Consider the following 15,479-nt stretch of genomic DNA (forward strand, 5'->3'; position numbering starts at 1 on the left):
TCGGGTTTGCGGCAGGACACGGCCAGAGACATGCTCAGTATAATACGCCGCCGGGGCGGCTCGCGGAGGTGCGCGCAATTGTGTCGCTGGATTGGCTGGAGGCGCCCTGGTCCTGCGACCCTTTGATCAGCACCCCGCACGCGCTGGTCATCACCGCAGCCAGTCCATAGGCCAGAGCCTGTTTCAGAAAAGACATATTGGAACCCACAAGAAAAAAGTGATCGGAAGTATAACACGTAACGCTACGTCATTATCCTGAGCAACCTGCCTTCAGACGTCAAGCCGGGCTTTCCGCCCTCTGCTCTTCTCCACGCAAGAGCCGGTATGTCCTTTTGCGGCCTCTTTCGTGCACCGATGCCTTTTCGGCAGCCGGCTGTCGCCAAATCAGAGCTTTTCGGGGCGGGAAAAGAGCTGTTTCCTGAAGGCAGATCAGGAGACCCGAGATGACGACTGCCCCGTTCAGCGACACCGGTCCGGCGAACCCGGGCCTTCCGCTCATCGATCTGTCCGGTTTTGGCACCGGCATGGCGGACCGGGATCAAGAGATTGCAGCGCAGATCCGCGCCGCCTGTCTCGACAAGGGGTTCTTCTATGTCACTGGACACGGGATCGCGGAGACGGCTATCGAAGACCTCCATCAGGCGGCAGCTGCGTTTTTTGCGCTTCCGCAAGATGAGAAAAACCGGGTCAGCAAAAGCCTTTCCCCGTGCAACCGGGGCTATGAGCCCCTGGCCGCCCAGACGCTTGAGCCCGGCGCGCCGCCGGATCAAAAGGAAGGCTATTATATCGGCGTCGACATCCCGCAGACCGATCCAAGGGTAACGGCCGGAAAGTTCAATCACGGCCCCAATCAGTGGCCGGAAGCTCCGGCCGCATTCCGGCCTGCTGCGGAGGCTTATTTCGGGCAGATGGAAGCACTCGGCACCCGGCTGATGCGCGCCCTCGCCCTGTCGCTGGATCTGAAAGACGACTATTTTTGCGGGTTTACCACCAACCCCATGTGCACCTTGCGGCTTTTGCACTATCCGCCGCAGCGGCCCCAGGCCGCGCCGGACGAAAAGGGGTGCGGCGCCCACACGGATTTCGGCGGCCTGACCCTTTTGTGGCAAGACAGTATTGGTGGCCTTGAAGTCTTTGATCAGGCGTTAGGCACCTTTGTGCCTGCCCCGCCGGTCAAGGGCGCTTATGTGGTCAATCTGGGGGACATGATCCAGCGCTGGACCAATGGGGTCTACCGCTCCACCCTGCACAGGGTGATCAACCGCTCCGGACGCGAGCGCTATTCGATCCCGTTTTTCTATACCGGAAATCCGGATCACGAAGTGCGCTGTATCGAGGCCTGCCTGACCCCGGGAGAGACACCGGCCCACTCGCCGGTGACCGTCTCACAGCATATTCAGGAGATGTACCGGCGCACCTACAGCTAATACATAGCGCAGGACACACCCGGCGTCCGGCACGCTTTGCCGGAAACCGGATGCGATCTTTTGAAGACCAGCTTATTTCTTGCCGAAATTCGCGCCAAGGCGCATCTGGATATAGTCGTGGCCGGTCATCGGCTCGTATTTTTTCTCCGGCCCTTCCAGAACCGTATCCATGTTTGCCTGGGCGAAATAGGCAATGGAATAGCGGGGTCCCAGATATTCGTCTGGCTTGGGCATGCGCACCCGGTGCAGATTGGACAGGAGCTTGTCATCGGACCAGCGCATCAGCATATCGCCGATATTGCAGGTCACGACGCCGCCTAGGGGCGGCACATCGGTCCAGGCTGTTGCCCGGCCCTTTTCATCCTTGCCCGGGCAGAGCTGCAAGCCGCCCTGGCCTTCCTTTTGATGCAGCAGGGTCAGGCAGTCGAAATCCGTGTGGGCCCCGGCCCGCCAGTATTTGAAATCCTCGGGCTTGGCATCTTCCATTCCCAGATAATGCAGCAGACGCAGGGTGGACTGATATTCCGGTTTTTCCGGGTCATGGCCATTGGTGAACGTGTCCGGCGCAAAGGACAGCTTTTTGGCAAAGCACGACAGCACCTTCATGGCCAGCGCCCAATTGTGCCGCTCAAAGGCCAGCATGGTGAGCTTGAAACCCTCCAGTTCCTCCCCGGTGGGCCACAACTCTTTCATGCGCGGCAGGGTGATCTGATAGCTTTCCTTCCGGTCCGCCGTGCCGGTGGACGGGCGGATCTGCGCCATATATTCCCAGCCCGCATTTGTGCCCGGTTTGAGCGGATACTGGGCCTTGGTCTCTTCGGGCAGATCAAAAAATGCCGCCGACAGGTCAAACGCCTCATCAATCAGCGACTGGGGAATGCCGTGATTGACCAGCTGGAAGAAGCCGATCCCGGTGGCAGCCTCCCAAAGCTCTTCCGTGATCGCGTCCTTGCGGCTGAAAAAATCTGACATGTCGATCTGCGGAACATCCCGCTCGACCTCCTGGCCATAGCCGCCAATGCCTTTTTCCTTCTCCAGCTCGGCCAGATCATAAGATGTCTCAGTGCTCACAGGTCTCTTCATTTCCTCAGGGTTGAGGAGCAATGACCCACGCATTCTGCGGAAAACTCACAGAACGGCGCTGACAGCTTCTACTCCGGTTCAGGCAGTGCGCATTATACTGGCGCGCACTGCAAAAGGGCATCCTTACGATGTGTTCTTAAACGTCGGGCGGCCTCGCGGGCCTCCGCCTCCAGCTCCTTCAGATCAAGATTGGGGAGCCTGCCGCCTGTCACAAGCGGCCTGCCGCCAACAAAACTGTCGCGCACCACAGCAGCCCCGGTCAGGACCGGAGCCAAAGCAGGGTCCTGAAGCCCCATATTGCGCGGGTGCGACAGATCAAAGACCGCAATATCGGCTGCCATACCCGGAGCCAGCCGGCCGGACCGGTCATATCCGAGGCACCTGGCACCGCCTTCACTTGCCCAATGGAGCACGGTTTCCGGCCGCACCGCTCGAACGCCCTTGACGGCCCGGTGGAGGCAAAAGGCCGAATACATGGCTGCCCCCATATCGGCGGCCTCATTGGCGGCAGCCCCATCCACCCCGAGCGAGATCGTGCCGCCTGCTGACTGCAGCTCGTCGGCCGGGGCAAGGCCTGATCCAAGCCGTGCATTGGCCTGGGGGCAATGGGCCATGGCCGTGCCCGTCTCCGCCAGAAGCGCAATTTCAGCGTCAGCAAGGTCGACCAGATGGGCATACCAGACATCCGGTCCCGTCCAGCCCTGTTTGGCCAGCCAGGGCACAGGCCGCTCCCCGTGGGTGCGCAGGGTGTAGGTCGCATAGCCATCGTTTTCCGACAGATGGGAATGGAGCCTTATGCCCAGCTCCCGCGCCGTCTCAGCCAGCACCGGAAGATCCGCCGCCTCGAAGTTGAAGGTCGGGGTTGTCGGTGCCATCACCACCCGGCGCATGGCGTCAGGTGACGGATCATGCCAGCGTCGCACGGCGGCGCTAACCCCGTCCAGAAACTCTTCAAGCGTCTCGTGGAACGGGTCCGGCAGGGCCGGATCGTCAAAAGACGCTCTGGCCTTGGCATTGCCGCCCCGGGCCAGCACAAAGCGCACGCCGAAGTCTGCCGCCGTCTCGAACAGGACCGCCGCGGGATCATAGTCATAATGGCTGGAAAACACATAGTGATGGTCACAGACCGTGGTCGCCCCGGACAGGACCAGTTCCGCCAGACCGATGCGGGCAGAGGTTCTCAGGATCTGGTCATCAATGAAAGGCCAATAGGCATAAGGCACTTTCTGGAGCCAGACATCCAGGGCCTCGTTCAGGCCGTCCGGCACCGCTTTCAAGACTGACTGAAACAGATGATGGTGCGTGTTCACGAGACCGGGGGTGACGGCACAGCCGCGCGCGTCAATCACCTGTTCTCCCGGCTCCGGCGCCAAGGCCCCCATCTCGGCAATCACACCGCCGCGCACACGCAAGGCACCGGAAAAACGGCCGCCTTCGGCATCTCCCGTCAGACCATGCTCGATATTGGCAATCAGGAATCCGGTCACCATCCCTCCTTTGGCAATGACCAGGGAAAGACCCGTTTCTGAACCTGGCTGACAATCTGAAACAGGGTCAGGGACATGAGGATCAACAGCACCAGCCCGGCCCAGGCCTGGGGCAGCTTGAACATGGAGGTGGAGAACTGGATGAAGTAGCCGAGGCCCTTTTCAGCAGCCACAAACTCGGAGACCACGGCCCCGATCACCGCCAGGGTGATGGAAATCTTCAGGCCGGAAAAGATATAGGGCGTCGCATAGGGCAGCCGGATCTGGCTGATTTCCCGGGTGACCGGCGCCCGCAGCGAGCGGGACAGTTCGATCAGTTCCGGCGGGGTCGCCATCAGCCCGGTTGTCATGGAAACGACCAGGGGAAAAAAGGAAATCATGAAGGTAATCACCACCCGCGGGGCATCATCCGTGCCCAGGACCACGATGATGATCGGCGCGACCGCCACCACGGGCACTGACTGGATGACCACAAGCAGAGGATAAAAAGCCCGGCTGAGCAGTTTCGATTTGGCGAGCCCGATGGCAATGGGCAGGGAAATCAGGATCGACACCCCGTAGCCCAGAAGCGCCACCCGCAAGGTGGCCCAGATATGCTCCAGCCAGCGGCCGGCGCTGATCCGGCCATAGCCTTCCAGAATGCGGCTGGGCGCCGGCAGAACATAGGCGGGCACACCAAAGAGCCTTGTGCCGAATTCCCAGACCAGCAGGAGGGTGACAAAGGTCATCAGCGGCAAGACAACCGGCATGCGCGCCAGACGCTCGGAGAGTGGCAAGGTCAGACGGTCTTGGCTGTCTTGCCCCGGTGTGCCTATATCTGTGTGGGCGCTCATGTCAGGCGGCGACTTTCTTGATCAGGAGCCCGCGCAAATGGGCGATATAGTCCTGCATCTCCGGGGTTCTCAAGGCGTCCTCGTCCCGGGGCCGCCCCAGCGGGACCGGCAGGTCTTCCAGCACATGGCCCGGCCGCTCGCTCATGACGACCACCCGGTCGGCCAGGAGCACGGCTTCGGGAATGGAATGCGTGATGAACAGCACCGTCTTGGGGCTGTCCTGCCACAGGAGCAAGAGTTCAAGGCCCATGGCGTCACGGGTCAGGGCGTCGAGCGCGGAAAACGGTTCATCCATAAGCAAGATATCCGGGTTCAGAAACAAAGCCCGGGCGATCCCGACCCGCTGCTGCATGCCGCCGGAGAGTTCTGCAGGCAGCCGTTTCTCAAAACCTGCCAGCCCAACCTTGGCAATCACGTCTCTTGCATGGTCCCGGTCGGCGGCGCTCACCCGGCCCCGGGCGTGTTTGGCCGGAAACACCACATTGTCTTCCACATTGGCCCAGGGCAGCAAGGTGGCCTGCTGAAACACGATGCCGACATCATCCCTTGGTTCGCTGACCTTGAGCCCGAAGACCGAGACCTCGCCCCGGCTTGGGCTCATCAACCCTGCCGTCAGGCGCAGCAGCGTGGACTTGCCGCAGCCAGACGGACCTAGCACAGCCACAAATTCGTGCCGGGCGATGGTGAGATTGACATTTTGAAGCGCCGTCAGCGCCCCGGTATCGGTCAGAAAGGTCTGGCCGACACCGGAAAACGTGATGGCGTTTTGGACACGCGCCACGGCTTACTCCGCCGGCAGGAACGAGCGGTCAACCGCCGTTTCCGGGTCCAGGGATGCCGGATCAAAGCCTTGTGCGGCGGCCACCCGGGTCCAGGTTGCCGCAAGACGTCCCGGCTCCAGCGTGCCGAGCCCGTCCTTGTCAGTCACCTTGTTGAAGATCAGCTTGGAGGCATCCAGCCAGGAGCCGGTCACTTCCTCGGCCGCCAGTTCCGGCACCATCGCTGCCACAGCTTCCCCGGCCTTGCCAGGATTTTCTTGCGCAAATTCAATCGACTTCTTGAAGGCGGCCACGAAACGTTTGGCCACGTCCGGACGGTCCTTCAGGAACGTGTCATTGGCCACCAGAGAGGCCGAATACATGACAAGACCTGCATCTGCCCAGGGCAGGATCACGATTTCCTTGCCCGCATCCTTGGCCTGATTGGTGTAGCGGGTGACATCGGTCAGCCAGGCAATGATAGCATCCTGCTGGCCGGTCATGAGCAGCGGCCCAAGAGCGCCCGGATCGGCCTTGGTGAGCGTGATGTCCGCTTCGCTCATGCCATTATCGGCCAGTACCAGCGGCAGATAGACGTTGGAGGCGGTGAAAGGAGATGTCGCAATCTTCTTGCCTTTCACATCCGTCAGCTTGGTGATCCCCGTATCCTTGGTGGTGTAAAAAGCGTGGGGGCCTGTGTTGAAGATCGACATGACCGCCGTCACCGGCACGTTTTCGGTGTCTTTGGCCGCCAGAAGCGCCCCAAGTCCGGCCGAACCGATATCTGACGATCCGGTCGCGATCTTGGTGATGGCTTCCGAGGAGCCCCGGCCCGGCTCAATCGAGATCTCCAGACCGGCCTCCTTGCAGAAGCCTTCCTGGATGCACACGTAAATCGGCGCCTTGTCGCCCCCTGGCAGCCAGTCCAGCTGGAAGGTGACCTTGTCGAGCGCCAGTGCCGGTGCGGTGAAGGTGAGCGACAACAGGGCCGCAGCAAAAACACTCTTTGACTTCAGCAGCATATACGTACCTGACCTTTCCTGTTCCTGGCCGGTCTTCCGGGCAAATGCCCGACCAGCCTCCTGGGCCTCCTGGGCCGGGGGATGCGGGCGCTTACCAGAAGCCCTGATGCGCCTTGATGATTTCGTCTTCGAGTTCGGGATAAGGACCGCGCACCTCGACCTTGCGCTGTCCCGCGTCAAACACGGTGCGGCAGGGCAGCGCCATGGTGAGATTTTCCGGATTGTCGCCGGTCAGCTCTGCCAGCCGGACTTCCGTTACACCATAGACCAGTGCGCCAATGCCGGCCCAATAAGTTCCGCCGGCGCACATGCTGCAGGGCTCTATGGAAGTATAAAGTGTGCAGCCCTCCAGAAAGTCCGGCGCATAGGTACGCGCCGCGCGGCGGGCGAGGTTGAGCTCCGCGTGGCCGACCCCCTTGTCATCCAGATAGGTATTCCCCTGGCGCAGCAGGATCTCGCCGGCGGGCGAGACCAGAATGGCGCCGAAAGGATGGTTGCCGCAGGCCTTGGCCTCTTCGGCCACCTTGATGGTTTCCCGCAGCAGGGCGATATCATCCAGCATTGCCACATCTCTCCAGGCACCCGCCTCCCTTTGAGGCATGCAAAAAGAATAAGCGATTGACCATCGTTCGAAAAAGAACAAAGAATTTCACGGTGCGTTAGAATTTTTCTTACACGGAGAGGCAGCCCATGTCGGCGTTTTCGCGGGAACTCCGGTCGTTCATGATCGTCTCCCAGTCCCCTTCCATTCGCGACGCGGCCGCTCGGCTGAACATTTCCGCTCCGGCCCTCAGCCGTCAGATGCAGATCCTGGAGCGCAGCTTCGGCACGGAACTGCTCATGCGCACCTCCAGCGGCATTGCCCTAACACCAGAAGGGGAAGAGCTGCGCCGCCAGGCTTTGGACTGGTTCGCCTCCGAAGCCAAGATCAACCAGCAAGTCCGCCAGAAACAGCAAAGCGCGGGCCTTACCCTGCGCCTCGGCATCATGGAGTGTTTCATCGAGGCGGTCATTCCACCTTTTGTCGCCGGGCTGGAAGAGATCTACGGCCCGGTTGAGCTGGACCTGCTGCGCGGCTCCACCGACGATCTTCTGGCGGCGGCCGAACGCAGCGAACTGGATCTGGTGGCCGCCTTCAACGTGCCGTCCCTCACCCGGCTGATCACCGTTACCAGCTATGATTATCACCTGGGTGTCGTCTACGCTCCCTCGCTGGACCTGCCAGGCGACGGGCCGGTTCCCTTACAGGACGTGCTCGACTGGCCGCTCTGTCTGCCCAGCGCGGGCCTGTCGATCTACAACCGCCTGCTGGCCGAAATCTTAAGCGTCCGGGTCAATCCGGCTGTCGCGCTCAACACCAATTCCATCAATGCGATCCTGGCCTATTTGCGCATGGGCAAGGGTGTGAGCCTGCTCACATGGCTCGATGTTGCCAAAGACGTGGAGGCGGGCACCCTCCTCTTCCGCCCCCTGGCCAGCCGCCGCCTGACCGAAACCTTGAGCCTTGCCGTCTGCCGGGGCAACAATCTGGGCGACAGGACCGGGACTGTCATCGACCATCTGGAGAAGGCGATCACCGCAGTCGGACGGTAGCGCGCAAGATAAAGGGCAAGGTGGTGAGAAGGGGGCGGCTCTGCGCAAGGTGTCTGCCCCGCCTCCGCCGCAGCAACCCCGGCAAAAATCCCACCGAATTGACGCAAACTTGACGCTGCGATTACTCCCGCCTGCTTACCTTGGCCCATAGTGAGTTCTATCTTGGATTTTAGGATGCCAAATACGCATCTTTTGCAGACCCGCGCAGAATTGCGTATCATTCCTGCATTTATTTATGGTGGCAATGCTTCAAGTCCGGTGGGGGCAAGCATGAATATAAGCCCGCAGAACGATACTGATCTTGAAATTTTTCTTTTCGGGCCTCCTACAGTGCTGGACCGCAAAGGCAATCAACTCACGCCCAAAAACCAGAAATCCAAGGCCATCGTTGCCATGCTCGCCCTGGCTCCCCGCGGGTCCCGGTCCCGGGTCTGGCTGCGGGACAAGCTCTGGAGTGACCGCAGCGAAGACCAGGCCGCTGCCAGTTTGCGTCAAGCTTTGCTGGACATCCGGAAAAGCTTGGGAACAGACTACAAGGACATCCTTATCACGGACAAATATTCGGTCACCATGGACCTGTCGCGGGTCCGCGTGGACGCGATGCAGTTGAGGCAGCAGGCCGACCGGGGACTGCTCCAGATTTCCGAGGAGCATCGGGAAGTTTCAGAGCACTTTCTGGAAGGGTTCGACATCTGCGACCCAGAGTTCGAAAGCTGGCTCACGCTGGAACGTCAGATCTGGGAACAGAAATTTGAGGAATGGTCAGGGGCGGACACGCGGGACGGACAGCTTGATACGGCATCCGATGACTGGCGCAGCAATGACCGCCGCACCAAGCCGTCAAGCTGGAACGCGGCCTCCCGCAACAACAATCAGACAAGACGCGCAAGCGGATCTTCGGGTGAAACCTGGGCGATCGGGCTGCAGGACGTGCCGCCTCACCAACCTTGCGCCTCTCTCTTCCGCCAGAAACTGATGCGTAATCTTTACGAGATGGGCCGCATCCCCGTTTTAAGCATCGACCCGCATATGCAGGCCAAGGCCCGGCAAGACGTGGCAATGCCGCTTTTCATCCGGATGAATGAAGTCACTCTGGAAAACGAGGTGCGGCTGACCGTTGAACTCGTTTCAAGAGAGAACGGTGTCACGCTTTGGGTTTCCAGCCAGGCCTTCACAAAAACAGCATTTGAGGATCCGACGTCCTCAAACCTCAACGCAATCGTATCCCAGACCGTGATTCAGCTCGGTCGTCTTCTGCAAAGTCTTGCCTTTAGTCCGGACAGCGCCAGAGCAGGCGTTCTGATTGAGTGCATCTATCAAATTTTCGGGCTGTCCGAAGACCACTTGAACAGCGCCGACGAGAAACTTCAGACCCTCTTGAAACACCAGCCCAACGCGCAGACCTATGCCTGGATGGCGTTCTCCAAATCATTCCAGGTGGGGCAGCGTTTCACGCCTGACGCTGCAGCACAAATTTCTGAAGCCCAGTATTATGCGACCCGCGCGCTGGAAGAAGACGAGTTCGATCCGCTCGTATTGTCCCTCGCAGCCCACATTCACTCCTACCTGTTCAGCGAATTCGACCTTGCCGCATCGCTTTATGAACGTGCCCTAAAACTCGATCCCGAACAGACCTTCGGCTGGGATCTTTATGCCACCTTGAATGCTTACGCCGGGCGGAACAGCAAGGCACTCGCCATGGCGTCCTGGGCTCAGCATCTGGGAGCAAACACCCCTATCAGCTATTATTTCGACACGACCAAATGCATCGCCGCTGCACTCGCAGGCGATCACAAAAGCGCCATTGCAGCCGGAGAACGGGCGCTGGTCCAACGCCCGAAATTCAATTCCATTCTTCGCTACCTGATTTCAAGTCATGCCCATCTCGGCAATGTGCAGATGCTGGAAAGCCTGTGTCAGCGCCTCAACGAGGTCGAACCGGACTTCTCCGCAAAAGTCCTTCAAGGGACCGGTTATCCGGGCTTGGGGACTGAAGGAGGACTGAACTTTCTGAAAGGTCTGCGCAAGGCCGGACTAGACTGATCTTTTACTCATTTTCAGATCGGGGGACGAAATGAAGACCATAGATACTGACCTGCACACCTGCAGCTCCATAGCCGACTTCCTGAACCGGAGCCGGATCACGATCAGCGAGACCGGACTTCAATTCGGTGCAATTCCAGACAGGCCTGTCGACATCTCGGTGACGCCGCCTGCAGGTGCGCAAGGAGCCGGCGGCGTCAGTGCCGTGCGCATGGTCCTGAACAAGTCCGCGCTCAACAAATCCGTTCTCAACAAGAATAAAAACAAGAATAAAAACAAAAACAAGGTGAAAGCCCCAAGCGCTCAAGGGTCTAATGGGGCCCTCATGCCGACAGAAGCCCTGCTCCGTCTTCATCGCGCTGGTCTCAAAAGCCCGGACAGCCGCTTGCCGGACGAATGGACCCAAGTTGCCTTGCCGCCGCCACCGGGTCCCGATCTGAGCCGGCTCGAGACACAGCTTCTGTTGGAGATGCAGAAGAACATCAAAGAAAGGCAATTACGCCTGCCCGATATTGTGCAGGAAGCAACGCTGGACCTTACTGCCTTCACCCGGCCGCTCGGGATTGACGGCCTTGCCGGGTTCGAAGCTACAGAGACCCTGTTTCTAGAGCTTCTGACCATGACCGAGTTTATTGGCCTCTTTTACAAGCAGAGATTTGGCAGACTTCGCCCCAATCAGGTCGAACCAGGCCTCAGGCCGCTTCTCGCCAATCCGGCCCATGAGGCGTATCCAAGCAATCACTCCTTCCAGTGTCATACGATTGCCTACGCCTTCAACACGATCCTGCCTGAGCATCCCGCAACACAGACCTTGTCGGACGTTGCCTTGAACGTTGCGCAGAACCGCGAATGGGCGGGCTTGCACTATCCAAGCGACACTGCAGCCGGCAAAGAGCTCGCGAGACGTTTCACGGACCGCTTCGCCCAGGCCTTCGCCGACCGCTATCAGGCTGTTCAGCAAGAATGGATTTGAAGAAGGACAGATGCAATGAACAAGGTAGTCCTGAATTCCGAAACCGACACCAAGGGCTTTTATTTCCTTTGGCATCTTGTCGCCTTGGGCGTGATCGTGCCTGACGAAACGGGTCTGTCGTTTGAGACCACTTTGTGGGACGAGCTGGAGCGAAAGGGAGAGACCCGGCCCGCACGTGTTGCCATGATTGATGTGGGCTGCAGCCCGGATCATCCGAACCTGCAGGGCCGTATCGATACTGAACGGTCAATCGATTTCACCGTTTCCCCATATGGCACACGGACAAGCGCCTGCGCAGAAGAGCAACCTAAGGGAAATTTCTCCGGGCTGAACACCGGCGACCTGACACTTGAGGGCCTTTCAAAAGACGAGCTCGCCATCTTCGGGGACATTGCCCAGCAACTGGAACAGTCGAAGGGCGATTTACGCACAATCGGGGATATCGAAACCTTATTTGCCTCCCACGGTACCGCCGTGAGCGGCCTTGTCGTTGGGGGCCCCGAGCCCTCGTCTCCCGATGCGGCGCCCACACCCGGCGTGATCCCCTATTTCGGGGTCGACCCGTTTTCCCAACTGATCTCCATCCGCACCGGATTTGACAATGATCCGCTCCAGTTCATTGCCGCTCTTCTATACGCCTGGCATCAAAAGGCAGACGTCATTGTCATGCCACGCGGGCTTCCGGACCCTGAACACAATCCGGTCGACAAGAACGACTTTCAGGGAAATCTTGAACGCTGGGAAAACCGGGAAGCGGCAGACCTGATAGAGCGCATCAACACCCTGCAAAAAACAGCGGCCGACCTGCGCCCGACCGAGCCACAGCATTCCCTGACAGGCAAAAGGTTGTGGCATATCGTGAGGTCATTGTTTGTGGCTGTCAGCAGCCACATTCCGATCGTTTGCGCGTCAGGCAATGAAGGAGAAAGCCAGCTTATTTACCCGGCTAATCTGGCAAACCGCGAAAACGGCATCATCGCCGTTGGCGCGGTGACCGGAAAGGGATATCGCTCCGGATACTCCAACTATGGGGACGGCCTCACTGTGGTTGCCCCATCGGACGATATGACCGTCTTCAACCGGCATCAGTTGCGTGACACGGCGAAGAATACGACGTCATTCGAATACCTGTTACCCAGCAGCGCAAAGAAAATTCCCTATAGCCGCATGTGGCTTCTGAGCACCGACATCCCCGGCCGCTTCGGCTACGACACCGGCGACGACACCCCTGAGGACACCCCTGCCCAGAGTGGGTACTATACCCAGTTTGGCGGCACATCTGGGGCCTGCGCCCTCGTGGCTGGAGTCATCGCGTTGATCCGCCGGGCGGAACGGCTTGCCGGCACATCCGGCTGCGTCATGGATGGCCGTGATGTGAAGGCACTACTGATCAAGACAGCCCGGAAAGACATGGTGGTCGGCGGCGAAACACTTGCCCTTAAAACAGACGCGATGAACACGGACGGCGAGGACGTTGCTGAACCTTCGCTCTTCTTCGGCAGCGGTCTCGTCGACGCCAAGGCAGCCCTGGAGGCTGTCCTCCCCTAAGCTGTTATAAATCTCCGTCTGAAAGCGGCCAATGGCCGCTTTCTTTTTGCTCCGCCGACGGTTCCAGCAATCCTGATCCCCTTCCCCGGGCGCTGGCCGTACCGCCGCTGAGCCACAACACGGCTCATCCGGCACGAAAGAAACCGGCCGGCATTTTCCATCCGAACTTATGCAATTTTGACGCTGTCTTTCCGTGCCAATCACGAAACTTACGTAAGGTAACTTTGCATCCCGGATGACCAGACCAAAGTCCTTTTCAGCACCTAATTTTGTTCCTGTCCGGTCACCCGGGACGTTTCCAAACCGCCCCGTCACAAGGGGCCTTTCGTCAAAATTATTTTTTAGGAGAGTGAAATGCCTGTGCAGAAAAGCCCGAGAATTGTCGTGATGGATGAAAACCTCACAGCCTCGGATGCGGGAATGAACCAGCTGTCCAGCGTCCTGAGTGATGTCCAGCCAATGGATGCCATGGCCACCTTGATGGGCGTGGATCCGCTCGAACCAAAAGCTGCGCTTGTGTCCGATGAAATTGGCACCTTGAATGTGGAATTGTCGGACAAGGAAGCCCGTGACCTGGAAAAGAAAACCGGCGTGGCTGCGGTCGAAGACGACGTCTGGAACCATGCGACTTCCCTCGGGGACGATGAGGCGGCAATGGGAGACATTGTCGATGACGATCCGGAGGCCGCCGAGGAAGTGGATGCGGCACAGGCCTTTCTTGAAGAAGATATGCAGCTGGAAGACAACGAGATCCGGGCGGCCGCAGAACGCTCCGATCAAATGCAGGCGGATTTCGGCGAAGACATCGATTTTGATGAAGACGGAGCCCTGTTTTCCCTCGACGCCGCAGCAGATACGCTGGTTTCGTCGACCGGCGAAGCCGCAGGCATCCCGAAGGACAAGCTGGCGAAGTTCATTCGCTGCGTGATCAAATGCGCACTCAGTGAACTGGCCGCCGGCAAGGCCGAAGAAGTGAGCGAGGACATGGTCTCCCGCATCATGAGCGAGCAGGGCGCGGACGCCGGTGGTCCTGCAGCTTCAGCCCTGCGCGACTACATCACCTGCGGTCTGCGGATCATCTACGTTCCCCATGCCTGGCGCTTTTCAAAGGGCGCCGGTGCCCGGGTCGCGATTGTCGATACGGGCATTGCGCCGCGCCATCCCGACCTGAGGGTCTTTGGTGGCGCCAGCTTCGTGCCTGGTGTCCGCTCCTGGGCAGATGATCAGGGTCATGGGACACATGTTGCGGGCACCGTTGCTGCCCTTGCCAACAACCGCGGTGTCGTGGGCGTCGCCCCCCATGCCCGTCTTTATTCGGTCAAGGTTCTGAACAGCAGCGGCTCGGGCAGAACCAGCTGGATCATTGCCGGTCTGTTGTGGTGCTACCGCAACCGCATGCATATTGCCAATCTGAGCCTTGGCGGCCGGTTCCAGCAGCATGATCCGAGCAAGTTCAGCCTCGCCTATGAACGGGCTGGCCGCCGGTTGCGCAGCAGAGGCATCCTGGCGGTTGCCGCTGCAGGCAATTCCGATGAGCCTGTCGGCAACCCGGCCCGTTGCCCATCCTTCATGGCCGTTTCCGCAGTCGACTGCAACCGCCGCAGGGCGCCGTTTTCCTGCTTCGGCCCGCAGGTTGAAATCACGGCGCCCGGGGTCAACGTCCTGTCAACCTTCCCGCAGACAGGCTACCGCAGGCTGAGCGGCACCTCCATGGCCACACCCCACGTGGCCGGAGTTGCGGCCCTGATCAAAGCCCGTCACCCCTCCTGGAGCGGCGACCGTATCCGTGTGCACATGTGGCGCACGGCCACCGATCTTGCCCCGGCAGGCCGGGATGTCGCCTTCGGCTTCGGACTTGTGAATGCATTCCGCGCCGTTCGGTGATACTTTCAGGTGGCGCCCCCTGGGGCGCCACCCCGTTTTTCCAACGGCCCGTCCAGCGGCTCGGCAGGCCCTGCTCCTGATGCCCCTGACGATCGGGTCCATGCATGTTTAGGAGGAGCCACTTTTGGACAAGCTCGATCCGAACCTGAAGGCTCAACTGGCCAAATCGCCGAATGGCAGCTTTCCCGTGATTATCACTTGCAAAATGGACTGCAGGGACCTGCTGACCCAGCTGAAAAAAACCAACACACCGGTTGGAGACCAGCTGCTCGACCTCAACATGCTGACCGGTATCCTTCCTGGCAAAGACATCGAAGCCTTGGCTGCCCGGGACGATGTGGAGCAGATTGCGTTCGATGAAGAGGCGTCAACGCTGTGAAATCTCTCCTTTCAATGGTGTGAGGCCGCGCTTCACGTCAAGGGCACGATCTGGCAATGGCAGCGTAAATTCCCTCCAGCGGGCGGCGGAAAATGCGTCCACTTCTGGCGCATGCATGAGAGCGCTTGACGGGCTTGGCCCGAACGGGGTTCTCATGCATGCGTCGCGTTTTTGCATCGGGATCAGCCTGCCTTTCGGGCTCGGCTTTGGGCGAGGTGGCAGCTGCCCCCGTTCACCTGGAGAATATTGACGTTGTGGCGGATGCGGTCGCGCAGCGCGCCGGTCAGAAGCTCGGAACAAAGGACGTGGAGACCGGAAATTGGCTGGTCAGCTTCATGCGCCGTGATCTGGGTTTCTTCGTGAGCGTCCGCTGAACCCCACCTCCCGCTTTTCGATTTTGCGCCTTAAGTGTCCACTTATGCAAATGGACACTTAAAGGCGCGTGATGA

The 15,479-nt window shown here is 59.6% G+C and carries 15 protein-coding genes; 8 read left to right on the forward strand and 7 right to left on the reverse strand.

The window, feature by feature from the left end; all coding sequences use genetic code 11:
• Positions 1 to 34 precede the first annotated feature (34 nt).
• Positions 35 to 196 carry a hypothetical protein gene (locus tag ACXAIC_RS10715; RefSeq protein ID WP_475177654.1) on the reverse strand — a complete coding sequence of 54 codons (162 nt, stop codon included), beginning with the start codon at positions 194 to 196 and terminating at the stop codon, positions 35 to 37.
• Positions 197 to 443: 247 nt separating this feature from the next.
• Here ACXAIC_RS10715 and ACXAIC_RS10720 point away from each other — a divergent pair, with 247 nt between their 5' ends.
• Positions 444 to 1,427 carry an isopenicillin N synthase family dioxygenase gene (locus ACXAIC_RS10720; RefSeq protein WP_475177657.1) on the forward strand — a complete coding sequence of 328 codons (984 nt, stop codon included), beginning with the start codon at positions 444 to 446 and terminating at the stop codon, positions 1,425 to 1,427.
• Between the two features lie 72 nt (positions 1,428 to 1,499).
• Here ACXAIC_RS10720 and ACXAIC_RS10725 read toward each other — a convergent pair whose 3' ends face one another.
• The 6 genes from ACXAIC_RS10725 to ACXAIC_RS10750 all read right to left on the reverse strand — a co-directional run bounded on the left by ACXAIC_RS10725 (position 1,500) and on the right by ACXAIC_RS10750 (position 7,172).
• Complete coding sequence (locus tag ACXAIC_RS10725; protein ID WP_475177662.1) at positions 1,500 to 2,498, reverse strand: isopenicillin N synthase family dioxygenase; 999 nt, start codon at positions 2,496 to 2,498, stop codon at positions 1,500 to 1,502.
• Positions 2,499 to 2,602: 104 nt separating this feature from the next.
• The gene (locus ACXAIC_RS10730; protein ID WP_475177666.1) at positions 2,603 to 3,997 is read right to left on the reverse strand and encodes an amidohydrolase family protein; all 1,395 of its coding nucleotides are present in this window, start codon (positions 3,995 to 3,997) and stop codon (positions 2,603 to 2,605) included.
• Positions 3,994 to 4,830, reverse strand: coding sequence for an ABC transporter permease (locus ACXAIC_RS10735; RefSeq protein WP_475177667.1), 837 nt, complete (start codon positions 4,828 to 4,830; stop codon positions 3,994 to 3,996). The genes ACXAIC_RS10730 and ACXAIC_RS10735 overlap by 4 nt, the downstream gene beginning before the upstream one ends.
• 1 nt (position 4,831) lies before the next feature.
• Complete coding sequence (locus ACXAIC_RS10740) at positions 4,832 to 5,611, reverse strand: ABC transporter ATP-binding protein (protein WP_475177668.1); 780 nt, start codon at positions 5,609 to 5,611, stop codon at positions 4,832 to 4,834.
• Positions 5,612 to 5,614: 3 nt separating this feature from the next.
• On the reverse strand, positions 5,615 to 6,610 hold the full coding sequence (locus ACXAIC_RS10745; RefSeq protein ID WP_475177673.1) for an ABC transporter substrate-binding protein: 996 nt from the start codon (positions 6,608 to 6,610) through the stop codon (positions 5,615 to 5,617).
• Between the two features lie 91 nt (positions 6,611 to 6,701).
• Positions 6,702 to 7,172, reverse strand: coding sequence for a nucleoside deaminase (locus ACXAIC_RS10750; RefSeq protein ID WP_475177678.1), 471 nt, complete (start codon positions 7,170 to 7,172; stop codon positions 6,702 to 6,704).
• Between the two features lie 128 nt (positions 7,173 to 7,300).
• Here ACXAIC_RS10750 and ACXAIC_RS10755 point away from each other — a divergent pair, with 128 nt between their 5' ends.
• From ACXAIC_RS10755 to ACXAIC_RS10785, 7 genes are all read left to right on the forward strand, one after another.
• Complete coding sequence (locus ACXAIC_RS10755) at positions 7,301 to 8,203, forward strand: LysR family transcriptional regulator (RefSeq protein ID WP_475177683.1); 903 nt, start codon at positions 7,301 to 7,303, stop codon at positions 8,201 to 8,203.
• A gap of 330 nt (positions 8,204 to 8,533) precedes the next feature.
• On the forward strand, positions 8,534 to 10,246 hold the full coding sequence (locus ACXAIC_RS10760; RefSeq protein ID WP_475177688.1) for an SARP family transcriptional regulator: 1,713 nt from the start codon (positions 8,534 to 8,536) through the stop codon (positions 10,244 to 10,246).
• Between the two features lie 31 nt (positions 10,247 to 10,277).
• The gene (locus ACXAIC_RS10765) at positions 10,278 to 11,219 is read left to right on the forward strand and encodes a phosphatase PAP2 family protein (protein ID WP_475177693.1); all 942 of its coding nucleotides are present in this window, start codon (positions 10,278 to 10,280) and stop codon (positions 11,217 to 11,219) included.
• A gap of 15 nt (positions 11,220 to 11,234) precedes the next feature.
• The gene (locus tag ACXAIC_RS10770) at positions 11,235 to 12,767 is read left to right on the forward strand and encodes a S8 family peptidase (RefSeq protein WP_475177697.1); all 1,533 of its coding nucleotides are present in this window, start codon (positions 11,235 to 11,237) and stop codon (positions 12,765 to 12,767) included.
• A gap of 354 nt (positions 12,768 to 13,121) precedes the next feature.
• The gene (locus ACXAIC_RS10775) at positions 13,122 to 14,651 is read left to right on the forward strand and encodes a S8 family peptidase (RefSeq protein ID WP_475177702.1); all 1,530 of its coding nucleotides are present in this window, start codon (positions 13,122 to 13,124) and stop codon (positions 14,649 to 14,651) included.
• Positions 14,652 to 14,775: 124 nt separating this feature from the next.
• A complete protein-coding gene (locus ACXAIC_RS10780) occupies positions 14,776 to 15,030 on the forward strand; it encodes a hypothetical protein (protein ID WP_475177708.1) in 255 nt (84 codons plus the stop codon).
• Between the two features lie 158 nt (positions 15,031 to 15,188).
• On the forward strand, positions 15,189 to 15,404 hold the full coding sequence (locus tag ACXAIC_RS10785) for a hypothetical protein (RefSeq protein WP_475177711.1): 216 nt from the start codon (positions 15,189 to 15,191) through the stop codon (positions 15,402 to 15,404).
• The last annotated feature ends 75 nt before the right edge of the window (positions 15,405 to 15,479 follow it).

The sequence above is a fragment of the Roseibium sp. AWQ4_254 genome, from assembly GCF_056161025.1.